General features: G+C 44.0%; 16 protein-coding genes and 1 pseudogene. 7 read left to right on the forward strand and 10 right to left on the reverse strand.

Annotated features, from left to right (window positions below; genetic code table 11):
- Positions 1 to 19: 19 nt before the first annotated feature.
- The 6 genes from ACVFI8_RS05480 to ACVFI8_RS05505 all read right to left on the reverse strand — a co-directional run bounded on the left by ACVFI8_RS05480 (position 20) and on the right by ACVFI8_RS05505 (position 8,179).
- The gene (locus ACVFI8_RS05480) at positions 20 to 892 is read right to left on the reverse strand and encodes a hypothetical protein (RefSeq protein WP_457873287.1); all 873 of its coding nucleotides are present in this window, start codon (positions 890 to 892) and stop codon (positions 20 to 22) included.
- A gap of 258 nt (positions 893 to 1,150) precedes the next feature.
- On the reverse strand, positions 1,151 to 1,714 hold the full coding sequence (locus tag ACVFI8_RS05485) for a hypothetical protein (protein ID WP_457873288.1): 564 nt from the start codon (positions 1,712 to 1,714) through the stop codon (positions 1,151 to 1,153).
- A gap of 148 nt (positions 1,715 to 1,862) precedes the next feature.
- Positions 1,863 to 2,810, reverse strand: coding sequence for a LysR family transcriptional regulator (locus ACVFI8_RS05490; RefSeq protein WP_457873289.1), 948 nt, complete (start codon positions 2,808 to 2,810; stop codon positions 1,863 to 1,865).
- Between the two features lie 243 nt (positions 2,811 to 3,053).
- Positions 3,054 to 5,075: a methyl-accepting chemotaxis protein gene (locus ACVFI8_RS05495; RefSeq protein WP_457873290.1), complete on the reverse strand. Its 2,022-nt coding sequence runs from the start codon at positions 5,073 to 5,075 to the stop codon at positions 3,054 to 3,056.
- Positions 5,076 to 5,457: 382 nt separating this feature from the next.
- Positions 5,458 to 6,807 (reverse strand): carbohydrate porin, encoded by a 1,350-nt coding sequence (locus tag ACVFI8_RS05500; RefSeq protein ID WP_248714468.1) that lies wholly within the window; start codon positions 6,805 to 6,807, stop codon positions 5,458 to 5,460.
- 415 nt (positions 6,808 to 7,222) lie between these two features.
- Entirely contained in the window at positions 7,223 to 8,179 is a 957-nt protein-coding gene (locus tag ACVFI8_RS05505; RefSeq protein ID WP_248714467.1) for a MalM family protein, read from the reverse strand.
- A gap of 315 nt (positions 8,180 to 8,494) precedes the next feature.
- Between ACVFI8_RS05505 and ACVFI8_RS05510 the strand changes: the two genes are divergently transcribed.
- Positions 8,495 to 9,784, forward strand: a complete 1,290-nt coding sequence (locus tag ACVFI8_RS05510; protein ID WP_457873291.1) for a GGDEF domain-containing protein — start codon at positions 8,495 to 8,497, stop codon at positions 9,782 to 9,784.
- A 41-nt stretch (positions 9,785 to 9,825) separates the two neighbouring features.
- The gene (locus tag ACVFI8_RS05515) at positions 9,826 to 10,644 is read left to right on the forward strand and encodes a hypothetical protein (RefSeq protein ID WP_457873292.1); all 819 of its coding nucleotides are present in this window, start codon (positions 9,826 to 9,828) and stop codon (positions 10,642 to 10,644) included.
- Positions 10,645 to 10,712: 68 nt separating this feature from the next.
- On the opposite strand, the gene ACVFI8_RS05520 is transcribed toward ACVFI8_RS05515, so the two are convergent.
- The 4 genes from ACVFI8_RS05520 to ACVFI8_RS05535 all read right to left on the reverse strand — a co-directional run bounded on the left by ACVFI8_RS05520 (position 10,713) and on the right by ACVFI8_RS05535 (position 18,734).
- Positions 10,713 to 12,800 carry a carboxypeptidase-like regulatory domain-containing protein gene (locus ACVFI8_RS05520; RefSeq protein WP_457873293.1) on the reverse strand — a complete coding sequence of 696 codons (2,088 nt, stop codon included), beginning with the start codon at positions 12,798 to 12,800 and terminating at the stop codon, positions 10,713 to 10,715.
- Positions 12,801 to 12,935: 135 nt separating this feature from the next.
- The gene (locus ACVFI8_RS05525) at positions 12,936 to 14,267 is read right to left on the reverse strand and encodes a glycoside hydrolase family 16 protein (protein WP_457873294.1); all 1,332 of its coding nucleotides are present in this window, start codon (positions 14,265 to 14,267) and stop codon (positions 12,936 to 12,938) included.
- Positions 14,268 to 14,427: 160 nt separating this feature from the next.
- Positions 14,428 to 16,320, reverse strand: coding sequence for a hypothetical protein (locus ACVFI8_RS05530; protein ID WP_457873295.1), 1,893 nt, complete (start codon positions 16,318 to 16,320; stop codon positions 14,428 to 14,430).
- Positions 16,321 to 16,445: 125 nt separating this feature from the next.
- Positions 16,446 to 18,734, reverse strand: a complete 2,289-nt coding sequence (locus tag ACVFI8_RS05535) for a hypothetical protein (protein ID WP_457873296.1) — start codon at positions 18,732 to 18,734, stop codon at positions 16,446 to 16,448.
- Positions 18,735 to 19,306: 572 nt separating this feature from the next.
- Here ACVFI8_RS05535 and ACVFI8_RS05540 point away from each other — a divergent pair.
- The 5 genes and pseudogenes from ACVFI8_RS05540 (at position 19,307) to ACVFI8_RS05560 (ending at position 24,859) form a co-directional block, all read left to right on the forward strand.
- Complete coding sequence (locus ACVFI8_RS05540) at positions 19,307 to 20,944, forward strand: ABC transporter substrate-binding protein (RefSeq protein ID WP_457873297.1); 1,638 nt, start codon at positions 19,307 to 19,309, stop codon at positions 20,942 to 20,944.
- 48 nt (positions 20,945 to 20,992) lie between these two features.
- A pseudogene (locus ACVFI8_RS05545) lies at positions 20,993 to 21,968 on the forward strand (ABC transporter permease).
- 7 nt (positions 21,969 to 21,975) lie between these two features.
- A complete protein-coding gene (locus tag ACVFI8_RS05550; RefSeq protein WP_248714457.1) occupies positions 21,976 to 22,914 on the forward strand; it encodes an ABC transporter permease in 939 nt (312 codons plus the stop codon).
- The gene (locus tag ACVFI8_RS05555; RefSeq protein WP_248714456.1) at positions 22,911 to 23,873 is read left to right on the forward strand and encodes an ABC transporter ATP-binding protein; all 963 of its coding nucleotides are present in this window, start codon (positions 22,911 to 22,913) and stop codon (positions 23,871 to 23,873) included. The genes ACVFI8_RS05550 and ACVFI8_RS05555 overlap by 4 nt, the downstream gene beginning before the upstream one ends.
- 2 nt (positions 23,874 to 23,875) lie before the next feature.
- The gene (locus ACVFI8_RS05560) at positions 23,876 to 24,859 is read left to right on the forward strand and encodes an ABC transporter ATP-binding protein (protein ID WP_248714455.1); all 984 of its coding nucleotides are present in this window, start codon (positions 23,876 to 23,878) and stop codon (positions 24,857 to 24,859) included.
- Positions 24,860 to 24,928: the final 69 nt, after the last annotated feature.

Raw genomic sequence — 24,928 nt, forward strand, 5'->3', positions numbered from 1 at the left:
TCATTCGGGCTTGGAATGCTTAAGGCTCAATGGGAACGAGTACCGGTAGGGCTTGAGCCAGTTGTTGTTGCGATAAGCTATGCATAGTAAACCACTGCCACTGATTATTGATACGGCTAAACCGCCCAATGCCTACATCTCCATTAGTGGACCATTGTTGCCAATTAGCTTGCTTATCTAACCAATAATCTGAGCCTACACTCATCAAGTATTGCGCTTGGTCACGATTATCGGGACCATTGATATCATCCATCACCAAGCGAGCAGCCACCACAGAAATAACCCCTGCAATACGAGATTCACTGATACTTTTACGCCCACTATACTTAGGCCAAAAGTGAAAGTTATACCCCTCGGTCATAGCGACAGAGCTGGCCACCAATTCGTCTTTTAATACTGCAGGTTTATTTTCATCATCTACAAAATCTTCACGGTAATGATGGCCAGAGACTTCAGTAGAAGACTGCAACACATACCATTGCATATCTTGGCTATCTAACACGTAGCTGGTTAAATGGGCTATTTGTATTCGCACATTTGCTACTGGCTGGGAGCCAGCCGCTAAATAGGCTTGGCCCCAAGTGAGAAATGCAGAAAAACTACCCGGATAATTACCAAAACCAATACGAGGGGCTTGTGCCCAGTCAAAAGATGATGGAACACCGTTAGGTAACAATTGATGCGGTAAACTCATATCATCGCTTAAACGCAGGCTGAATTCAGCTTGCACGGCCACTGGCGCCAGTGATTCTATTTCCAATAAAGAAGATTGGCGTTGTTCAGTGCTTGGCGAGGAATGGCAGGCTATCAGGAAACAGCTAGTAGCAATTAACATTAATACACGTATTTTTGCTAAAGCCTGCACACCGCAGCCCCTTATATTTTCGAGCATGATCGTCTCCATCAGTAGGGTTAATACTATTGCTACCAATAACCAGCGCATTGTGACAAGTAAAATAAGATAGACTCTTATTGGATAGGTATGACCACGATGTCATGCGCTGATTTTGTTTTCTGAGATCTAGATAGATGGATAAGTGATTAGCTACTCATGAGCTGCTGATTTCATAAAGTATCAGTGAGAAACGTGAACTAAGTGGAAACTAAAAACGAGGCTTTCGCCTCGATTTTTAATGATTGATGTTACCCGCTAGCCGTGACTTACCAGCGCCTTAGGCTGACTGTATTCGGCTCGCTGGCGTGCTTGTGCTATGCAAGCTACGTTATCGATGGGGCGAAGTACTTCAATATGTATAGTGCTAAATGTTAGCAAATCATGAGCGCGATTAAATACCGCTTCCATTAATTCGGCTTCAGCTACATTACTGGTACTTAAAGACAACATCATGTTTTGTTGCTCGGCAAGCATTGTCGTGGTGAGTACGTCTAATATACAACTTGGAATAGCGCAGCCATACTCGTCTAAAATCGCTTTGCTGCTACCTCGGCTAATATTAATGGCCGATTTTGTCTGGGCGCTGTCTTGGCATAATTGCAAATGATCTTCACCGGTCATCTCTTGATTACTTTGATTGAGTCGACGATAGGTTCCACCAAATTCTTCTACCAAGACAGATAAAGCCTCAAAAAACTGAGCCGAACTAACGGTGCTATTAGTGAGCAACTGCTGCTCAATAAAAGTCAGTAAAGAGGAGTCAATAAATAGGTTGTCTCTGTGCTGGTAGCCTTGACCGCTTTGTTTAGATGTATTCATGGTCAATTTCCTTCTGGTGATTTTTGTTATTGTTTTGTTTGCTCAGCGAATGTCCCTAACTAAGCCTCACCTTCAAGATAGCGCGACGCTAATATAAAATGAAATTGTAGTTTTCTATACAAACTATAGATTTAATGAATAGTAGGGCTTATCTATCTTCCACCGAGTGGGAAAACGCCAGTAACGAGCGCCGCAGCCATTGATGCGCTTTAGAGTGTTGCAACAAAGGACTCCAAATCATTTTGGTCTCAATGGGCACTATTTGAAACGGCACACGAACAATCCGTAACTCAAGCTGATCTTTATGTAACATCGCATAGCGTCTTGGCAAGGTAGCAATGAGTTGTGGCTGAGACAGCAACAAACTCGTTACGCCATAATGCCTTGTATAGACGCGAATATTCCTGGTTTGGTCAAGCTGGGCTAAGGCCTCATCTACCCAGCCTAGTTTTTGGCCCGAGTTTTTACTCCCCACCGCCTTCTCTGCCCCCCAGCCAGCTCGATTTACCCAAACATGCTCTGCGGCTAAATAACTATCGAGATCTAAGGCTTGTACGTAAGGGTGATCTTTATGCAGTAAGCAACAAAAGTTGTCGCGCCAGATGCTCGATTGATGGAAGGTTTTAGGCAAACTCGTAAAACGATTAATCGCTAAGTCAATATTGCCCTTTTCCATATCCGATAGATCTATATCACCGGGACTAAATAGATCGAAATTAATATTGGGGCAGGATTTCAGCACCCCTTGAATAAATGGTGCAAGCAAAGTGGCCTCTAGGTAGTCATTACACATAATACGAAAAGTATGGCTGCTTTGTTCTGGCGAAAAGTCTTTATCTGGCTGGGTTATTTTTTCTGCCATACTCAGCAAGCTGACTATTTCAGGCTTTAACTTGTTGGCTTTCTCGGTGGGCGTCATGCCTTCGGCGGTGCGCACCAACAAAGGATCATCAAACAACTCGCGTAAGCGCTTCAAGGCATTGCTCATGGTAGGTTGAGTAAGTGATAACTTACTGGCTGCCCGAGATACATTGCGCTCTTCAAGCAATACGTTGAGATAAACTAAGAGGTTGAGGTCAACCTTTCTAATATTCACCTAGTTGATACCTTTAAGAAAAACAATTTGTTATATCTATTATTAACCTTGATGCAAACGAGAGTAAAGCCCCTTGCTTATGGTTTGCCTAATACGGCACACCTGTGGGGTAAAATACGTGTAATGGCAGAGGTGAAACTAAATAATGAGCAAAGGGTAGCGATATTAAGCCCCATTAACTTCATGTAGCGCGGGCAAACAAGGCGCATGCCCGGCTAGTTAAGCTGAATTTAAGGTGTGGCTTTATACTTTAAAACCTAGCACCAACGCATTTTGCTGATGCGCTAATTCATCCAGTTTATTACTGACTTTTGCCACTAAATCGATAGACTGGCTGTTTGAGTCGGCAACATGATTTATATCTTCAAGATTACGCGCAATATTATTCGCGGTAGTGGTTTGCTCTTCTGCCGCATGAGCAATTTGATAACTCATGTGGCTAATTTCAGCGATACTAGACTGAATATCTTGCATCGCATTATTGGCTTGCTCAGAATGCTCAACACTATTGCGCATCTCCGACACACAGCGCTGAATAACCTCTGAGGCATCCTCAGATTTGTCTTGTAAATTTTTAATCATGCTTTCTATTTCACTAGTGGCTTCAGTGGTGCGCTTAGCCAGCACTCGCACTTCATCAGCCACCACAGAAAAGCCTCGCCCCTGCTCGCCAGCACGTGCCGCCTCAATGGCAGCGTTAAGTGCTAACAAGTTAGTTTGCATAGCGATTTTCTGAATCACATCAAGAATAGAGCCGATATCCACACTCATTTTTTGAACATCTGATACCACATCAACCGACTCGTTAAGCTGCTCTGATAACAGATTAATGGTCGTGCTATTACTGCTCATCACTTGAGTACCGGTTCGAACCGCTTGCTCAACATCGCTGACTTTGTCCATTGAGCTACGCGCACTGGCTTCTACATCTTTAACTGAGTGCTGCATTTCAGTCATCGCTGTCGCTACCGATGCGGTTTGCTGGCGCTGCTCACTCAACCTGCCGCTAGAATCAGACATTGCCGATTGGTTCTGCGCCGAAACATCGGCTAAGTTTTTCGAGGTTAAACCTAGTTTAGTGAGAATATCTTGAAGGTGCGAAGCTAAGGTATTGATATGTTTGCTAAGCTGATCAAATTCAACAAATGAATTACCACTGACTCGCTGGCGCATGTCTCCGTCAGTTAAGGCCTCTAAGGCGGTCAATATTGACGCTAATGGTTTACGTACGTTTTGGGCTAATAACCAACCCAAAAATAGTAAAAATATGCTGACTACACCGCCGATTAGAAACGCTTGCTTGTAATTATCTTGATAGATGCTTTCTGCATTATCAATCGCGCCATCTTTTAACGAATCGGCTTGTTGACGAAACACACTGAGTATCTCTAAAGATTTATCTATTTCACTCGCCAGTACTGCGATATTGGCATACAGTAAATCGCGTGACTTAACCGATTGAAAGTGAAGGTCAAGCACCCCACCCTTGTTACCCACGTCTTGGATAAACTGTTTAGTAGACTGCTCATACTTTTCTTTTAACTCGGGTAACTGAGCCACCAAGCCAAGATAAGAGAAATTAAGTTGAGTGACACTGCGCTTATTATTTTTAATTGCCTTAGCGATTTTTTTAGGGTCGTCGCTGGCCAAAGCATCAGATGTGATGGTTTCAGTTTGTTGGAGTTTTTGAAAATAGCTTTTAGACATCAACTTAACGGCTAAATCGTCTTGGCTATTAACGTAATCACTCATGCCTAAACGCAACTCTGTTTGCAGCTTTTGAAAACGGCGAGCAGTAATGACTCTTTCTTTCTGGGCCGCAATTTGATTCTGGTAGTTAAGCATGGCTAAGCGCGATTCAGAAAAGTAGCGGTCTTCTAATTGAATTAAGGCCGCTAATTGCTCGCTTAAGGCTGGGATACCCTGCGAAGTTTTGGCTAGCTGCTCTAGGGCTTGGCTAAAGGCTTGATGGTTAATTTCAAACCGGTCGGTAAATTCTTGCTGCTTAATCGGGTCTTCGGTGGTTAAGAAGTCTTTGAAGGTTTTATCTGCGATCAGCAAATTAACACTAGTGAGGTTGGCATAGGTCATCAAGGGTAAAGCATTTGAATTAACCGATAACAGCTGTTGATGCACTCGGCTTGTGCCATCAAGCATCAATGCGACGGTAATGATAAACAGCGCTACCATCAACATGAAGCCACCGTACATTCGGCGAATCACCGACATGTTTGCCCGCCGTTTAAAAGAGAACCACCTAACCATAAACATCACCTAATACTTAATATTCTAAATATATCCACTACCACTGCATAACAAATTACGACTAGTAAGAACAAACCGATAAAGAGCATAAAGCCTCCGTAATTAGTCTTATTCGTAAGCATTAACAACAATGAGAGAAACTAAAAAAAGGGCGAGGAGCAGATTTCAATAACGTGCATACAGGGCGCACTAATGAATTGAACAACATATAAAAGTAATTAGTGAGATTGTTCAGCTAACTCTTGGTGACTAATTACTTTCAACGTTTACATCTAGCCCCTCACCGACGTTCCAAAAACACAAAAATGCTAAAAAGAACAAAAGGAAAGGTTAAAGCTAGAGAGTGCCTACGACTGATAGCGCACTCTCAGGGGTTTAGTGTTTACCACCAAACATCTGCTTGAACACCCACAATGAAGTCTGCGTCAGAGTTGCCCGCATCATCAGTGGCAGTCCAAGACTTAGGAAGGTAAGTCGCTAACAAGCGAATTTCTGGAGCAGGTCCCATGCCTGATGGCAAGATAAAGGTCGGTGCTACAGTGATTTTAGACGAGTTAGACGTTGCACCACTCCAGTTGTTATAAACATAACCAAGTTCACCTTGAACATAGAAATGTTGGCTAACTGGGAAGGTTGGACGCACCATTGCTGAGATCCAGTAATCGTAAGCACCTAGGTCATTTTCGTGGTGGTCGTTGTATTGGCCTTGGATAGATGGAAACAAACCAATACCATTATCAAAGGTATAGCCACCCCATAATAACAAGCGAGCCGACGTATCTTTCTCATCAACCATGGTTAATAAGCGTGTTGCATCACCACCATTAGAGGCAGAGCTCCAATCCCAATCTGGGTGTTCACCTTGGAACTGCGAACCAGGGTGGTAAGCGTTATAAGATGTAATTGTTGCGCCTAACAAATTACCTGAACCTAAACCTTTACCAGCTTGAGCGATAATCGTAGAAAAGCCATTCTTAAGACCAAAGAAGCTATTTAAGGTGTAAATTGCGGTTAAATCGTAACCGGTTTCAGCCCACTCAACCCCATCATAATCCCAGTTATCAGGCATTGTTTTGTACATTGCAGATAACTCTAAGGCACCGTAAGTCACGGAAAGCTGGAAGGCATGCATCAAGTTATTTAGGTTTTCTAAATTGCCGTCGGCATCTTCTGCCCAACGATCGATTGTTGGGTCTGTTCTATCACTGGCAATATAAGCAAAATCTAGCATGGCATCGCCAGCTTCATAACCGCTTATACCAACACCGGTTCCTGACATATCTGAATAGAAGAAATCAGTCATAAAGATGTAGTTATCTTTACCGTAATCACGTCGACCGGCCCAAAAAATACCGCTTGGCGAAACACCCTCAAACTCTACAAATATTTGACCAAAACCCATCTGATACGCATCAGCGCTTGAGCTCAGTGCACTTTCATTACCAAAGTCACCTAAACCCACGTTAATTTTTGCTGAGCGGCCGTCATCGAATACCCACGTTCGAGCAAAATCTAAACTTGCGTCGTTATCAGCCTCTAAGCCTAAACGCCCTAGTGTCTCTTTTTGGCCAGCAAAATTGGCCTTTTTAAAATCATTCTCAGCACTCAGCAATACGCCAGCGCGAAAGTAGCCGTGAAACTCAAAACCTTCGGTTGCTGCAGCCGCAGTACCAGTTACAGATAAGCTTGACACAGCAGCTAGGCATGCCAGCGTTAATTTGGATAATTTCATTTTAACTCCATTAAAACTCATTGTTTTCCATACAGAAATCAGCAACCAAAAAAGTAAGCGCTTTCTTTTTAGAACTAAAAAAATGAAAGTTTTTAACGCGCGTTGCAAAAAATACGCCCTTAGCGATAATTCATCGACTAAACGGAATAAAAAACACATCAATTAACTTTCAAAATCAGTATAAAGGCTTTAAATAAAACTTTTTGTGACTTTTATCCCACAAAAGAAAGCGCTTTCTAAATTTATTTAGGCTGAATAAAACCAGAACAACGCTTTGCTACACAGCGAGAGATAAAGGATAAGCCACTGATAATTATAGGTAATATTAATTTACATAGAGGGTGTGGAATTCTATTTCACTTTTAGCGAGGTTCGCTAAAAGTGAAACAGAGTGTAGCGGATAAGGTAATAATAGCTATTGAGCGTGTTTCTTCATCGCATCGACCAATACATCTCTTGCGGTAGATGAACCGGCTTTCTCCGCATCTTCTACAATTTTAATCGCTTTATTGTAGTCACCACTGGCAACCGCTTTTTCAATTAACCCGCTAAACATCTCATCAACTTCAGGTTGAATACCAGCTTGGGGGGTATTTTGAGTTAACGGCTCGGTAGCTACTGACTCATTGATAACAGTAGCAGCGCTAGCGTCTACAATCGCTGCCGCGGCAACGGCTTCAGTAAGCGATTGACTAGTAGGTGTATAGTCGAAGGCAAGCCGAACAGCGCCAATAGCGGTATGAGGGATCGGCTTGTTCATATGTATTTTAACATTAGCATCTACTCGCCCAGACTCTGCCGCCCTGCTGCTGGGTGGTGTTAAGGTCGTCTGTTCATCCATCGCCGCGGCGGTGGTAAACACCACTAAATAACTGGCTTTCTGGCCACCAGCGTAGCTGGCAGGCAATTCAATATCACCAAATAAACGGTCAACGGTAATGATGGAGCTATTATCATAAGCAATCGCATCGTCACCAAATACTTTAAGCGGTTTATAGTCTTGGTCCAGTACCAAGATCGATGGCGCAAATACACTGTTCAATATAGGTGCTGACACTGCAATTTTAATTGCTGCCTCTGCCTTAGGCAGCGCAATCGCTTTAACAAATGAGCGACCAGTCGTGAAGTCAAACACCGGGTCATCGGCAGTAATCGTAAAATCAAATTTACCAGGCTCTAGAACAGGCAGGTAACTCAGCTCAGCTAAAGAGGCACAACAAATTGGCGCTCGAGCTAAAGCTTGGTAGCCCTCTTCCGCCGATACTTGTTGTATTGCTGGTGCTTCATCGGTGCCATAATCAACCACCATACTGGCGTTGTTGCTGCAGCCGACCAACGCGAGCATTACACTCGTAGCAAGAATTAACTTCATATCTATTCCCTAATTTATATTTTTTGACTGGCGCTTTTACACTCTCTACCGTGTTCGGTATAGCACTTCGACACAAAAACACGGGCTAAGTTCACGAATCCATTCATTCAGGAAAGCGCTTACTTTCTATCAATGTAATAATTATTGCGCTAAATACAAGCTATATGTCCGCTTAGAAAGCCTTTTTGTGAGATCGCAGTGCGAGCGAACCCAAAGTCTCGATAAACACCCTATACAAACAGATGAACACAGTTTACCTAGCAACGGCATGCTGAGGTCGAATTGAGCAGTAATAAAACATGATTGGTTGTTAGTATGCGCATTTTACGTCAAGAAATTTACTACCCTTTATTAGTGCTGGTCACTTTAAGCTTAATGCTTTGGCAACAACTAGGAATGAATCATTATCTGCACGTACCGGTAAATCAATCACTTAAGGTGAGTACCTTGAATGATGATATAAATGGTGGAAAGTCACTGGCAACACTAACCATCAACCAAGACAATGCGCACCTTAATTGCCAAACCGCTCAATCTGCTACCTTCCCTTTTTGTAGTATGCTAATTCCACTGAGCCAACAACCAGACCAATACCCTGATCTACGTAAATTTCATTCCATTGTATTAGATATGGTAGTGCATAATCCGCAGCGAGATACCATTTTAGTCTATCTATTAAATAGTGAGCAAAACGCAACGCCAGCAGAGTCGGCTATTGGACAAACTAGGGCCAACCTTCAAACGATTAACCCTAGCTCTGGTAGATCAGAGTATACGCTCGCAATGAATCGTTTTTATGTTCCCTCATGGTGGATCTTTTCTAAACCTTATGGCATCGACACCAATGCAAAAATGGATCAAGTCAAGTACTTGCAGATCGCAACCGGCGACAGTTACCAGTTAAAAAATGTCGATATAAAGCTGTACTCATTTACCTTCATTGGTAAGTGGATCGCTGCACAAGATCTTTATTTGGGGTTATTGTTTATTTGGATTACTAGCATTATTGGCCACTCTATCTTTTTAACAATAAGCCTACGTAAAAAATATTTGAGTTCGAAAACAAAAGCCGCAGAACTCGATCGAATTAATAATTTCCTAAGCATCGAACGCGACAAGTTTGAATCTATGGCTAAAACTGACCCTCTGACCAAAGTATTTAATAGAGCCGGTTTGAGTAGTGTATTAAGTGAACTCATAAGCCAGTTCTCAACTCACTCTCAGCCCGCGAGTTTAGTGATGTTTGATATAGACTTGTTTAAGCGAATCAATGATACCTATGGTCACGACGAAGGTGACAAAGTACTGATTAACCTCACCGCTTTAGTCTCTTCTAAAATTAGAGAACAAGATGTATTAGCGCGCTGGGGGGGAGAAGAGTTTGTGGTTGTTTGCAGAAATACCGACATGACAGGTGCTGCTATTTTCGCTGAACATCTAAGAGCCAGTATTGAACACGAGCTGCTAAGCCGCTTGTGTTCTGTTACCTGTTCCTTCGGTGTTGCCCAACTTCACTCGGCCAACGTAGATACTTGGTTCAAACGCGCAGATGAGGCGCTATATAGGGCTAAATCTCAAGGCAGAAACCAAGTAGAACAAGGCTAAGCCGTAACTCTCCCCCTAACTCTCCACAAAGGATGATGTAAATGAAACGCTGGTTCAGTAGTAACAAAGGTTTACTACTGCTGTTGTCGACAATGTTCAGTGCTTCTTGTAACGCGACCGACACTAAACATGTTGTTGTCTATCCCAAATATAGTCAACGCTCAGAGTTTTACGTACAAGTGCTAAACTTGGCTTTACAAAAAACCGCTAACGAATATGGAAGCTATGAACTTCAACCCTTTGAACGAGAAGTCAGCACTGAGCGCCTGCGCCGTTATCTGAAACTTAACCAACACATAGATGTATTATGGAGTTCAAGTAATAAGCAAAGAGACCGGCAGCTACGCGCAGTAAGATTTGATTTGCTAAAAGGTTTAAGCCAATACCGCTTCTTACTCATCAAAAAGGGCCAGCATACGCGCTTTTCGACTATCAATAAGCTAGAGGATCTACGCTATTTCACCGCCGGTTCTGGTACTTACTGGAGCGATACTCAAATTCTTAAATACAATGGTATTCCTACTATTAGCTCGGTGAACGACAGCCTGCTCCCCATGCTCGCAGCGGGTCGTTTTGATTATGTATCACGAGGAAGCTATGAGGTATGGTCTGAGTTAAATACCTACAAAGGGCAATTCGACATTCTTAAGCATGTTGTGTTGCATTACCCTGCCCGCTATTTTTTCTATGTTAATCCAGACAACACGCTATTAGCTGAACGCTTAGAAAAAGGCTTATATATGGCGTTGGCTGACGGCAGCTTTGATCAATTATTTTTCTCTGTGGCAGACTTTCAACAAGGTTGGGATAAGCTGATTGAGTTAGAAAACAGTACCACTATTTCGCTACAAGTCCCCTAAGCCTAAACCCTAATACAACAAGCAATAAAAAAGGAAGCTGACGCTTCCTTTTTTGTTATTACCCTTAGTTACTCGTAAAAGTAAATATTATCCAGATATACACTATCGCTAGTGGTTCCCCAAAGCTGGACGCCTAATTGAGATAAACTAGCCGCGTCAAAAGCACTGGGTTGAACCATATCTGCAAATATCAGCTCAACGCTAATCCACTGCTCAGTTGCCACTGGTAGCATGGTATGGATAACTGGACCACTGGCAGATACAACCTGGAATACAGCTTGGCTGACGCCACGGGTAGCATACATATCAAAGCGTAAGCCGGTCATGCCAGAAGCATTCACAAGCCCATCTTGAATGCCGTATTGAATGCCCGTTACACCGCCTTCTACGCCATCTGGGATAATCTGTAAGCGAGCAACATTGTTACCTGCTATTTGTATCTCACTATGGCTTGGCGCATTCCACCAATTATCAGACCAATAAGAAATAGGCTTATCGACCTGCAAACTATCACTGTATAAAACCAATACTTCATCATCGCTCACATTAGGATTGTCTGCCGCAACACTTGGCGCTGGGTTTTCAGCTGCTAGCACAATCTCCAGGCTGGCATCACTTCCCAATAACTGCTGATTTTTTTGCGCAGCACCGTAACCACTGGCATCGGCTTTAACCTTGTGCTCGCCTTCTGCGAGGCTGAGATAAGCCACACCGCTGGCGTTGGTGGTGGCACTTTGCTCACCCACACTCACTTCAGCCCCAGCAATAGCTTGAGAGGATTGGTTTACAACACTTACTGCTAATTCAAAGGTATTTGACTGACCAGAGAAATACAGGTTATCGAGAAACACCGCTTTGCCCTCTTCTCCCCAAAGCTTAATGCCAGCCATGGTTAGGGTGGCAGGGTTTAGCACTCCGTCGCCATCACCGTCTGCATCTTGCATATCAGCAAACGGCATTTGATAGGTCACCCACTGCTCGGTTTGAGGTGAAGCAACGGTATACAAGGCCGAACCATCACTGGATACCAAGTGAATTTCCATACGGCTAATACCCGCTTCTAGATATAAATCTAGGTTCATATTCACGTGGGAAGACGCATCAACGCTACCATTTTCAATACCAAACTCGATACCGGTAACGCCGCCTTCTACGCCCAATCCAGCAATCTCATAACGGGCATAATGGTTATCATCGATAACACCTGGCGAGTAAAATGGCGCATTCCACCAGTTGGAATTCCACACCGATACATACTTATCTTCATTCAAGCTATCACTATAAATCACGACCGCTTCGTTATCAGCTAAGGCTGGCGGTTGCGGGGCTGCGCTACTTGGTTGGCTAGTCACTAGCTCTTGGCTTAACATGTAAATATCTGTGAGTAACAAGCTATCACTGATGGTGCTATCAAAAATTAAACCCAGCCAAGTTAGCTGGCTAAATCCATAGGGCAGAGGAACTTCCATTTCTACCCATCCATCATCCAATGGCGTGCCGCTGCTCAAGGCGTAAGCGACTTTAGATTCAGGATTGCTTGGCCCCTGCAATACCACCTCTACCGCAGTAAATGAATTGGCTTTTATCTTAAATCTAAGGTGGGTATAAGCATCAATCGCTACCGCATTTTCAGGCTCGTTTCCCCAAGCAATAGACGCCTTATTGCCCCAGGCGGTACCACTGGTGATATTAACGGCTCGGCCCAATGTAAAATCATCTACCTCACTAATGTCACTGCCAGATCCCCAGTTATCCCCCCAGTACTCAATGCTATACGAACTATTATTATTAGAATGAAAGACATACAGAGGCTCGCTAACTGTTGGCAACGCTTCTAAATTAACGTTTAACGTCAGCCCCAGTTCGCCAAGCTCCAGGGATTGCTGGTAAGCTTGATACCCCGCCAAACTCACGCTTAGCGAATAGCTACCAGCGGCTAAACTAAAGTTAGAGTAACCTTGCTGATCACTTGTTTGAGCCAGCTCTGCAATGCTTATCTGAGCATCTGCTAATGGTAACTGACTATTAGCATCCAATACCGTGATAGCAATTGGATAAACATTTTGGGGGTCGGGACTACTGCCGCTGCTCCCTCCACACCCAACCACTAAAGCACAACAAACTGCTAAAAAGTAAATTTTAAGCATTTCAATCATCACTAATATCCTTATTAATTTTAATGAATTCCAGGTACAAAAGTGCCTACCCAGTTGGGGACAGCAAGGCGAAAGGTAAAGCTTGGCTAAGCGAAAAAGCTCAGCCAAAAAGTGAAATAGCGCTTAAGTCAGCACTTACTTGAAGTGTTTACGGCGAATAAACAGTAGGCTTACTAAACCAAGTAATGTCGCTAAACCCGCACTGCCGCCGCCCGAGTCATCACCTGATTGGCTATCAGAAGGCTCACTGCTAGCTTGTACGGTAAAATCTAAACCATCGCGAGTGCTAAGTTGGCTATCGGTGTTGTGCTCTAGGTTTACTTGCAGGGAGTAACTACCATCAAGCATTGAAGAGGGGTCAAATTGCAAGGTGGTTCCTTGCATAATAGGGCTCGGTAATTCATCTGCTTGCCAATACAAGCTGTAATTGGTGAGAGGTTCTTCACCCTGTTCAACACTGGCCGTTACTGTAACCATGCCAGCGGAGGGGTCTACTAAACGAGTATTACTGCCTGCTTGAACAAGACTCAACTCAACACTAGCTAAACTGTCGCTTGGTTCTGAATCATCGGCTCTAGGAGCATTTTCATCACAATAACTGGCGTCACTGCTATCACTGAGTTGGCAATGGGCAATGTAGTCTACTTCCATGGTGGCAAGCGCTAGATTAGGGTCAATAAAACCGCCTAAATTGCCACCCATGGCCAAATTCAGCAGTACAAACATAGGCTCTTGATACTGGCTACAGCCGCTAATGTCTTGGCTAACCACCAAGGTCTCATCAACGTAAAAGTCAATGTTATCTTGAGTCCATTCCATGGCATATTTATGCCAATTTAATACATCGCTACCACCATTGGGATAACTGTAACGATGCTCTTCGCCACAACCTGATACGTTAAAGAAATTAGTAATGTAGGTATTGGGTTCATTAGAAAACCATTCCCATACATCAATTTCTCCAGCGCCTACATTCGGCCAATTAACGTTATCGTCATCGCCTTTAATCGGCTGTTCGGAAATACGATTTTCTAGCATCCAGAATGCTGGCCAAGTGCCGGCTTCTAAGTTGTGAAAACGGATCCTTGATTCAACCCGACCATAAAGGAATTCTTGTTTGTCTTTCGAGTTTAAGCGCCCTGATGTCCAGGTTTTTTGCTGTCCACCTAAGGTGGCGCAGTTTTGCGTTTTTTTGCGAGCTATAATTTTCAGGCTACCTTCCGATACCTCATAGTTTCGCTCACCGGAGTAATCATCGTCGGTATAACATTGCACTTCGTTGTTATAGTTTGCTTGAGTTTGCGCTGTCCAATTGCTCCAATTTACCCGGCTACCATCAAAGGTATCGATCCACTGTACTTCCCAGCCGGCTTGCGCCGATGAAGAAGCTGCAAAAAACAAACCGGCCAACAGCGTTGCTTTTTTAGCAACTGTAAAACGGCTTACTGCATCGTCTTGAGAAAACATCTTGCTTACTATCCTTGAGTTAAGCTGAGCCGTTTTGCTAACCGCGCAGATCGCAGCCTAGCAAAGGGCTAAATAAAAAAGGCGATGATCAAACTGGTTTAATCATCGCCTCTGGCTTACGCGCTAACGACTGGTACGCTAGCTAATGGTTAGAGGCGCTTTACTCCAACCAAGAAATGTTACGAATTTCTATGTTGCTTAAGGTTGGCGCACTGCCACCTGATTCAGCATAAAGATCCGCAATAGTGAACGGTGAGTTAACCACGCTAAGATCAGCAGCAGCAAAATTAGAGAAGCTGCTTAAGCTAATAGTGTGTTCAACCCACTGGTCAGTTAAGTTGTAACCTTGGCCATCGTTAAAGCGAACCCAATGATTAGTGCCGCCCGAGGCCGTTGTTTGGAAACCAAGGTAGAAGCCATAAGCAGCATCGCCTTTAATTTCAAAAGTGATTTGGGTAGAGCTTGAAAGGTTACTAGTTTGTCCAGGAATACCTACGCCAGCGCCCCAACCCCAATCTTTGGCAGTAGCAGGATCTGAAGCAATGGTTAATACGCCAGTGGCGTCATCTACGCCAGCCCAAGCGGTAGCAGGGCTGTCCCAACCATAGGCAACAGCACCTTCGTATAAGGCGGTATTCAATACTACAAACTCTCCCTCTTCAGGTGGGGTAACAACGGGAGCGTATGGAGGAGGTAAAATGGTTGCCATTAAAGTATCAAAGTCACCACCAAAGCTAGCTGTAAACGACGATACATCACCACGGGTTAAACCAGCGCTGTTTAAGGCATCTACTTTATCCCAGGCCAAGTACTTAACGTTGCCATCTATATCAATTAATCCAAAGTGTTTCTCTGAGTGGCCAGGGTTACTTTCATCACCCTTCCACGGCTCATCAAAAGCTTGGAAGAAAAACAGCGACGCTCCAAATTCGTTAGTAAAAGTACGCATTGCATCGTAAAAAGCTTTTTGCTTGTACTCATCAGCAGCTTGAGTGCCACCAGCGCCAAAGTTTTCATTGGAAACTGTAGACCAGCCCGTTTCACCAATATGGATTTGCTTGCTCGAATCAATACCATTTATGAAGGTTTGCGCCACTGTGATTTGCGATAAGGTATGCTGGTAAGCTTTTTCCATTGCTGAATCAACTTGCTCTTGCACGCTCAGGTCTTGCTCGCTAGCTGGCACTTTCCAATCGGCAGAAAAAGTAGGGTCGTAAAGCGTGTCGTGGTGAGCATAGGTATGTAAAGACACATAGTCTACTGCTTCAATCAATGCGATAAGATCTGCTTGTTCGCCAATATTGGCGCTATCGTCGATACCTGCCCATACCGCGTGGTTATCAGAGCTGGTAATCCAAATATTGGTTACCGATGGATTCTCTGATTTCCATTGCTGTAAGTCGTTAACGTGACCAAGGATAATACCAGGCACCACATGGTATTCAGCCCAATTAACCATTGCTTCATTACCTACCGCAATCACCTTAATGATTTCAGGGTAAGCTAAAGCAAGCTCTTTGGCTTTAGCCATTTCTAAAGCGTTTTCAGGGTTCTCTTGGTCGTGAATCACTTGCTGATCGGTCCATGAGTTTAGGGCATCAATCCATACCCCTAACTGCACGTACATTTCAAAATTTTCGTCGTCGGCCATTAGCTCTGCAATGGCTTGTAATAAATTCTCAGTATTGCTTTTACCGTCAAGACCAATGAAGCCTTGGGTATTGTAGGTGCGGAGCACTTTTATACCCATGGCCGATAAGATTTGCATGTCTTCTTTATGCATATCAACCGTAGGTACATTAGCACCAGATTCTCTTACCGTTGAGCGCCAAGCACCATATGAAATGGCCAAGTAATCTGGGTTACCCAAAATAACATCGCCGTTTTTGGCGGTTGGATAAGCACCATTAGGGCTAGGCTGCGGAGCTAGCTCGGTACCAGTACCTGGGCCAGTGCCGGGGTCTCCCGACTCACTGATTGGCTCATCGGCACACGCCACCATAAATACCGACATGGCAGCCAGTAAAATTGATTTCAAACTACATATTTTCATCTTTTTCCACCAGTTAAATTGCAACAATTAACCTTGTATTTCCTTGTGTTTGAGAATTCATTAAGCGCATTCTCAGTAACGCCTTAAAGCGAAGCCACTGATCACAGTGACTTCACTACGTTAAGTTACGGTTGAGCACTAAAACTGATGTTATCGAAGTACATGACTGTATCAGCAGGGCGAACCTCTACGATGGGGTCATCAAAGTCTGGGAATACAACAACTTCAATCATATTTCCTTGGGCAGCTGCGGCGGCAAACTCTGGGTGCTGACTAAAGTCAAAAGTGAGTTCTTCCCATTCGCCTACCTTTGTATTGGTGGCAATCATTTCTGCTCCCCATTGATTAGCGGCAGCAAGCTTGAGTCGTACAGCGCTGATTTTGTCTTTAAAGACCATTATTTTCACAGTACTGTTACTAGTATTCAGTTCAAAACCTTCTACTGATCTAGTCACTGTACCAGCCCATGGAGCACCAGCAGCACGCGCAGTGATTTTTGCGACGGTAGCAGAGCCGTTAAGCCCTGAGGTATCAGGATTAGCAACAAATTCAAGTACAGGGTTATCATCATTCTCAAACACTTCCCAACTCAGTGTCTTCGTTTCAAAATCTATCCCCTCATCAATGGTTACGGTGTTGTCATCACCAGCGATTGGTGCTTCTGTACCGCCAGTTGAAGACACTTGAACATTGTCGACTAAATATTTAGAACCTATGCCAGTTCCCCATGCTGGGAACATCATCACAACATCAATAGCACTTGGATCTAGGCCTGCAGTTTGTAATTCGTTTAAGTTAAAACTGTAGTGCTTCCAGGTATCTAGCTCCGGTAGCTCCGCAAGGCTCAATTCCGCAAAGTTAGTTCCGCCGTTTGATTCAATTTTGAACTTCCAATCAGTAGCACCACCTTCGGCAGTCAATTTCAAATCAAAAGAGATAGACCCACCGTTTGCCCAAGCACTCGCATCAATAGGAGTGCCATCGGTAGCACCGTGGTCGGCACGACTACTAAAGCCATTAACCTGCTCTCCAACTACCTCAAACTCTGTTGCTGCGCCATAGGTATCATCGCTGTCGGTGACCACTGGAGGGGTGGTTCCGCCACAACAATCCCATGCTATCCAGCTTGGATTTGCTGCATCGCTAAAGATAACCACCGACTCACCCGTTGGAGGGTCTACTGGGTCTACCGGGTCTACTGGGTCTACTGGGTCAGTAGTGTCTTCTTGCTCTACAAAGGTCACGTCATCCCAGTAGAAAACTTTATCTTCACTGGCGTCCACTAAGAAATCGAAGAAGATTGATTTTTTATTAAAAGTAAATTCTGGGTTAAGTTGCTGGGTACCTTCTGCAACATTGGTGAAGTCAAAGCTAAGTTTTTCCCAAGCCTCTGCGACCGTGGTGTAGACACGAACCTCAGCAGTTTGAGTATCGTCATCTGCATTTTCTACTTTAAACAGTACAGGTACACCAGATTCTGGTGAGTACACCCAAACACTAATGATGCTTCGTTCTTGAGTAATAGCTAGGGTAGATGTATCGCCCAGTGTGGTGCCAGCCCAATCTTCAGCAGCCGCGGCTTTGGTAGTTTGAATTACGGTGGCGCTAGTGCTGTAGACGGTTATATCATTTAACGCAGGATTAGCCGCTGATAACTCAGTTACGGCGCCGCCAAAATCCGTCATTGGTAGGTCGAGTGATAGTTTTGTACCGGTGTCAGCCTCTGGGTTAGTTGGCTCCACAGGGTCTACGGGATCGGTAGTATTACCATCCGCCACAAACTCCACGTTGTCTACACGATATAAGGCCCCCTCACCTTCCCCCCAAGCTGGGTAGATTAAGATGTTATCAATGCTGCTTAGGTCTAGGCCTTGGGTCGCTAAGTCGGCTAGGTTCACACTAACGTGTTGCCAAGTATCTAACACCGGGGCGGTGATCATTATTTCTACTTCTTCACCACCAGCGTCATTTTGAATACCGCCATTACTTTCTAATTTTACCGCCCAGTTAACATCGCCTGGACTGGCGGTCATTTTGAGGTCAAATTCCAAAGTACCAGTGCTTTCCATCGAACTCGCATCCAGAGCCCCACGCTCACTGTCGCGAACAAAACCTAAAACAGCAGGCTGAGCGTTAACAGCAAACTCGGTCACCATACCGTAGTCACTAAGCTCTATTGGGTTAGTCGGCGTTGTACCACCACAACAGTCCCAAGCTGGCCAATAAGGGTTTAACGCATCATTAAATACCTGTAGGTCGTTACCGACGGGATCAGTAGGTTCTACTGGATCGGTAGGTTCTACTGGGTTCGCAGGTGTTTCGTTATTCACCACTTCATCTGCACAACCACTTAAGGCGATAGCCAAGGCAGCAGCTAATACCGCGTTGGCTAGTTTGAATTTGTTGCTTGTCACTCTCATTCCATGTGTCCCTTATAGTTATTAACGTCTTGTATTAACTAAAAAACTGTTATTTGGGGCGAGCCCTCAAAAAAGAAAGCGCTTACTTTATTTAGCTAAAAAAATGACTTTTCCATTAGCCATTTTTGTTTCACCTAGTCTTGTAAACAGACGCCCATCGTCCAGCACAGTAACAAAATAACAACAAAAATCGGAACCTGTACAGACAAATAGGCTGGTCAGATATAAAAAATAGAGCGGCGTCACGAAAGTAAGCGTTTTCTAAATAACCGCCCAAGAAAAGCCTTTCAACCAACCGGTGGCAACCAAATAAGAGAAGCTGAATATTAAAAAAAGTAAGTAAAGCCCCTTAATATCGGTAAATAAAACCAAATAACCCAAAAAAACCAAACATAATTGTGACGAAGGTAGAAATTCACGCTGACTTCAATTGCTCAGCGTCACCGGTTCCATTACCGTTAGAAAAGAAAGCGCTTTCTTTCGGGTTTTACCTTAAGTTGTGTAAGCGATTTTGGAATCTAACTATAGGGTGCGAACCTCAAGCACCAATAAATAAGGATTATCTAATGCAGAGTAAAACAGTTTTATCTTCTATCGTATGCGGCTTGTTGCTGTCATCGGGAAGTGTGTTGGCAGAAGACATCAAGCAAGGTGGAACCTTAACCGTGCCAATTATCGGTACTGGTTTTGTAGAGAACTTTAACCCATACACCTCAAAAGATTTATTCCACGGTGTCATGTTCGAACCGCTTATGATCTTTAACAACATGACTGGAAAAACCGAATGGCGTTTAGCTAAATCTGCTGAATACTCAGATGATTTGAAATCAATTGTACTTACTTTGCGTGAAGGCCTTACTTGGTCAGATGGTAGCCCACTAACAGCTAAAGATGTGGCTTACAGCTTCACCATGACAAAAGAAACCAGTGCTTTTGATCAACGTGGTATTTGGACAGATGGCAATTTAACCAGTGTTGAGGTAAAAGACGACACTACCGTGGTATTCAATCTAAACGAAGCTGACTCAACCTTTATTTGGAACTTAGAGAAATACCACATTGTTCCAGAAGCGATTTGGAGCAAAGCTAAAGATCTCACCACCTTTACTAACCCGAACCCTATCGGTAGTGGCCCAATGACCACGGTGAAGTACGTAAAAACTCAGCAAATTGAATTATGTCGTAACCCTAATTACTACCTAGCAGGTTTACCGCATCTAGATTGCATTACTTACCGTTCTTACAACGATAACTCTCAGATCCAACCGGCATTGATGAAAGGTGAGATTGATTGGGGCTCAAACTTCATTGCTGATATCGACAATACCTTTGTTGCCGCAAACCCAGAAGATCATCATTACTGGTACCCAGCCAATGATGCCATTCACCTTTACGTAAACACTAAAGAAGAACCATTTAGTCACTTAGACGTGCGTAAAGCGTTATCAATGGCATTAGATCGTGCCGAGATTGTTGATATTGCAGCCTATGGCTACCCTACTGCCAACTTTAATGTAGGGGGTATCGGTGAGTTATACGGCCCATTTATTGATAGTGAAGTGACAGCCAAATACCAAGATATTACTCAATACAACCCAGAAAAAGCGAATCAGTTACTCGATGCCGCTGGTTATAAAGATACCAATGGTGATGGTTTCCGTCAGATGAAAGACGGCAAACGCATTGAGTTTGACATTGAAGTAGTAAATGGTTGGACCGATTGGATTCAAGTCGTTCAAATGGTGACAGAGTATTACGAAGAAGTGGGCATTAAAGCTAACGTTAAAACGGTTGATTGGGCCGTTTATGATTCAGCGCTAAAAGATGCAACTTACAAAATGTCTATCAACTGGTCTTTGGTTGCTACTCACCCTATTCTGGCTTACCAAGAATACTTCTCAACCTCGCGAATTGGTAAAACATGGCACGCAGGGCATGGTATCCACACGCCTGAAATTGATGCCTTAATTGACAGCTTCGGTGATACTAACGATGCGGCAGCACAAGCCAAAATAATCAAAGAGTTACAGGTATTTACTGCGGAAAATCTTCCGTTTATCCCACTGTTTTCTAACCCAACTTGGTTCCAATACAACAGTTCTAAAATTGTTGGTTGGCCAAATGCCGAAAACCCTTATGTACAACCCGTATGGTATGACGGTGGTAAACGTATATTGGTGCTAAATAACCTTCACCTTAAGTAACAAACCGTAAAGAGCCACTTTGTGGCTCTTTAATCTTTGGAAGAAATTATGAGTTTTTTATTACGCCGACTGGGCTTTTATTTTACCGCTTTTCTCATCGCTATCTCCTTTAACTTCTTATTACCGAGGTTAATGCCAGGAAGATCCAGTTGACGCACTATTTGCTGCAGCTCAAGGAAGAATGGACCCCGCCCAAATGGACGCGGTTCGAGAAATGTACGGTTTCATGGATGGCTCTGTATTTGAACAATACCTTGCCTATCTGAAAAGTGTTTTCACCTTAGACTTGGGGCCGTCTGTATTGATGTTCCCGGTAAGCGTGACAGAAGTCATTGCCATGGCTCTGCCTTGGACAATGTTCTTAGCGCTAGGCTCACTAATCGTTGCACTGATCATTGGTGTATCAATTGGTACTTATGCCTCTTATCGACGAGAAGGCCTATTTGGCCAGATTTTTCCACCAGTGTTAGCCTTTATCAGTAACTTCCCTTATATCGTTACTGCACTATTACTGTTCTACTTTTTTGGCTTAAAAATGGAGCTGTTGCCGCTTGCATATACCTACGACCCAACCTTAGACCCAGCTTTTAGCTTAGAGTTTATCGGTAGTGTACTCAAACATGCCATTTTGCCGATGGGTTCTATGGTCGTTGTAGGCATCGCCACTTGGGTATTCAACATGCGTAATGCGATGATTAATATCTTAGGTGAAGACTACGTCACCATGGGAGAGGCCAAAGGCTTAAGTAGCTTTAGGGTTATGTACCGTTACGCCGGTCGTAATGCAATTTTACCCGTAGCAACCGCGATTGCGATGGCCATTGGCTTTTCGTTTGCAGGTTCAATCATGACTGAAGTGGTATTTAACTACCAAGGTTTAGGTAACATTTTGCTAAAAGGCATCGTTGCTCGTGACTACCCGCTTATTCAAGCTATTTTGCTCATCTTGGTTACCGCGGTGCTAACCGCTAATTTCATCGCCGACCTCTTATATGTTTGGCTAGATCCACGAATTTCTAAGTAGGCTCACTATGGAACACTTAACTACTTCAGCCAAGTTTAAACAGTTTTTTGTTAAAGCTCGCGCATTTTTTCATGGTAACCCACCGGCAATTATCGGCGGCTTACTGGTTAGTATTATTTTAATTGGTGCACTATTTGCGCCGGTGATTGCATCGCATGATCCACAAAAACGTGTTTCTCGACCACATGTTGCACCCAACGCAGAACACATTATGGGTACCACCCGTAACGGCCGAGACGTATTTAGCCAAGTACTGTATGGCGCAAGAAAATCACTCACTGTAGCCATTACCGCTGGCATCATTGCCATGACTATTGCGGTGGCCGTGGGCGTAAGCTCTGGTTACTTAGGTGGCAAGGTAGATGAATGGTTAAACTTCGTCACTAACGTGTTTTTGGTTTTTCCGCAGCTTCCCTTGTTGATTGTGTTAGCGGCTTTTCTGGGGCAAGTGGGGTCATTGGTGATTACTGTGCTGTTAGGGGTAACATCCTGGCCATGGGGCGCCAGGGTAATTCGCGCACAAACCTTAGCAATACGTAATAAAGAATTCATCATTTCTGCTGAAGTCATGGGCGAATCAAAAATACGCATTATCTTAGTAGAGATTTTGCCAAATCTGGTATCGATTGTATTTGGTGGCTTCTTAGGTACGGTTATTTACGCCATGGGTTCTGAAGCAGGATTAGGCATTCTAGGCTTAGGTGACGCTACCGAAGTGAGTTGGGGTTCAATGCTGTATTGGGCGCAAGTATCTTCATCACTCTATACCGGAGCATGGTGGGAAATGTTAGTCCCAGCAATCGCATTGGCTATCACTGGCGGTGCATTAGCACTCATTAACATGTCTATTGACCAAGTCAGTAACCCGAAACTGAAAACCGGACCACACCTTAAAGTGTGGAAGAAACTTCAAAAAGCTGCAGATCAACGCCGAGGTTTAGCATGAGCCAGCCACTATTAGAAATTAACAACTTAAGCGTTGATTACGTATCACCCAACGGTATTGCTCGCGCGGTAAACAATGTGAGCCTTAGCATCGCACCGGGCGAAACCGTAGGGATAGCCGGCGAATCGGGCTGTGGTAAAAGTACCCTCGCCTTCGCGATTTCTCGTTTGCACAAAGCACCCGCGCTGATCCCTGAAGGTGAAATACTTTATAAGGGGCGTGATGTACTGAAAATGTCTGACAAAGAGTTACGTGCTTTTCGTTGGAATGATGTCTCGATTGTATTTCAGAGTGCGATGAATTCGCTCAACCCTGTTATTACCATTGGTGAGCAGTTAATTGACGTCATTCTTGCTCATAAAGATGTGAGCAAGAAACAAGCGGTAGCTAAAGCAAAAGAGCTATTAGGCATTGTCGGTATTCATGGCGATCGCATGACAAGCTTCCCTCACCAATTAAGTGGCGGCATGCGTCAACGCGTCGTGATTGCTATTGCGCTCGCGCTTGAGCCCAAGCTGATTATCATGGATGAGCCAACCACCGCTCTAGACGTGGTAGTAGAGCGAGAAATTTTAAATGAGTTGTACGATCTAAAAGAAAAATTTGGATTCTCAATTTTGTTTATTAGCCATGATTTAAGCCTTATGGGCGAGATTGCAGACCGCATTGGCGTCATGTACGCAGGTAACCTGATTGAACTCGGCGATGCGAAAACTGTATTTACCCAACCGACCCACCCCTACACCAAAGGTTTAGTGTCATCGTTCCCAACTATTCATGGCCCTAAAGAGCGTTTGTATGGCATTCCGGGAGATCCGGTTAACTTACTCAAATTGCCCACTGGCTGTAATTTCCAAGAGCGTTGTAAAAGCTGCATAGACGTTTGTAAAACCAATGAGCCGATCCTTCGTGCTCAAGCCAATAATACCCACGCGGCTTGCCACATACTGGAGATATAGAGATGAGTTCAAACACTCCTAAAGAAGCCGTTTTATCGGTTAGAAACTTAATTAAAGATTTCCCTATGGGCCACTCTTCAAGTAAAGATAACTTGATGAGAGCGGTCAATGATGTGTCATTTGATCTATGTAAAGGTGAGGCCTTAGCCATTGTGGGTGAATCAGGCTCAGGTAAGAGTACTGGCGCCCGAGTGCTTACGCGTATTTACGAAAAAAATGGCGGCGACATCATCTTTAAAGGACAACCCTTAGATGAGTTTGTAAAACAACACGGTAGCCTAGAATACGCTAGACAAGTGCAAATGATTTTCCAAGACCCATTTGGCTCTCTTAACCCAGTGCACTCTATCTACCATCATATTGCCCGCCCATTGCAGATTCATAAGCGCGCAGATAAAAATACAGTCACAAAGTTAGTTCATGAACTCCTTGATTTGGTCGGCCTTTCACCAGTAGTAGAAACTGCGGCTAAATATCCTCATGAGCTAAGTGGCGGACAACGACAACGTGTCGCCATCGCCAGAGCATTAGCGGTAGACCCTGAGGTAATTTTGGCTGATGAGCCAATCTCTATGCTAGATGTATCGGTCCGTTTAGGTATTTTGAACCTGATGGCCGATTTAAAAGACAAACATGGCATTTCTTTCATGTACATCACTCATGATATTGCGACAGCGCGCTACTTTGCGGAAAAAACTGCTGTGATGTATGTAGGCCACATGGTGGAATGGGGCAACAGTGATAAGGTAACGCAAACTCCGCAACACCCTTATACCAAACTGTTACTTTCAGCTGTGCCTGAAGCGACTAAAAGCGGTCGTCGTGAACTTGGAGCTAAAAAAGGAGACATCCCTATGTGGCACCCCACTTCAGTAGGTTGTCCGTTTGCCGCTCGTTGCCCTCAAGCGCAAGAGCGATGCAGCACTAGCTTCCCAGAAGTCACACAACTTGCTGACGACCATTTCATTCGTTGTTTTAACATTTAACGTAGATAAGTTTTTTTAGCAGCTTACAAGTAAGCGCTTACATAGGTTTAAAAATTATGATTGTAGAGA

The sequence above is a fragment of the Agarivorans sp. MS3-6 genome, from assembly GCF_054112545.1.

Excerpts from the sequence above, each read along its gene's own strand:
- ACVFI8_RS05560 (WP_248714455.1), top strand. The coding sequence starts at position 23,876 with ATGAGTTCAAACACTCCTAAAGAAGCCGTTTTATCGGTTAGAAACTTA.
- ACVFI8_RS05505 (WP_248714467.1), bottom strand. The coding sequence starts at position 8,179 with ATGAAGTTAATTCTTGCTACGAGTGTAATGCTCGCGTTGGTCGGCTGC.
- ACVFI8_RS05510 (WP_457873291.1), top strand. The coding sequence starts at position 8,495 with ATGCGCATTTTACGTCAAGAAATTTACTACCCTTTATTAGTGCTGGTC.
- ACVFI8_RS05485 (WP_457873288.1), bottom strand. The coding sequence starts at position 1,714 with ATGAATACATCTAAACAAAGCGGTCAAGGCTACCAGCACAGAGACAAC.
- ACVFI8_RS05550 (WP_248714457.1), top strand. The coding sequence starts at position 21,976 with ATGGAACACTTAACTACTTCAGCCAAGTTTAAACAGTTTTTTGTTAAA.
- ACVFI8_RS05555 (WP_248714456.1), top strand. The coding sequence starts at position 22,911 with ATGAGCCAGCCACTATTAGAAATTAACAACTTAAGCGTTGATTACGTA.
- ACVFI8_RS05495 (WP_457873290.1), bottom strand. The coding sequence starts at position 5,075 with ATGGTTAGGTGGTTCTCTTTTAAACGGCGGGCAAACATGTCGGTGATT.
- ACVFI8_RS05515 (WP_457873292.1), top strand. The coding sequence starts at position 9,826 with ATGAAACGCTGGTTCAGTAGTAACAAAGGTTTACTACTGCTGTTGTCG.
- ACVFI8_RS05500 (WP_248714468.1), bottom strand. The coding sequence starts at position 6,807 with ATGAAATTATCCAAATTAACGCTGGCATGCCTAGCTGCTGTGTCAAGC.
- ACVFI8_RS05540 (WP_457873297.1), top strand. The coding sequence starts at position 19,307 with ATGCAGAGTAAAACAGTTTTATCTTCTATCGTATGCGGCTTGTTGCTG.
- ACVFI8_RS05530 (WP_457873295.1), bottom strand. The coding sequence starts at position 16,320 with ATGAAAATATGTAGTTTGAAATCAATTTTACTGGCTGCCATGTCGGTA.
- ACVFI8_RS05525 (WP_457873294.1), bottom strand. The coding sequence starts at position 14,267 with ATGTTTTCTCAAGACGATGCAGTAAGCCGTTTTACAGTTGCTAAAAAA.
- ACVFI8_RS05480 (WP_457873287.1), bottom strand. The coding sequence starts at position 892 with ATGCTCGAAAATATAAGGGGCTGCGGTGTGCAGGCTTTAGCAAAAATA.
- ACVFI8_RS05520 (WP_457873293.1), bottom strand. The coding sequence starts at position 12,800 with ATGATTGAAATGCTTAAAATTTACTTTTTAGCAGTTTGTTGTGCTTTA.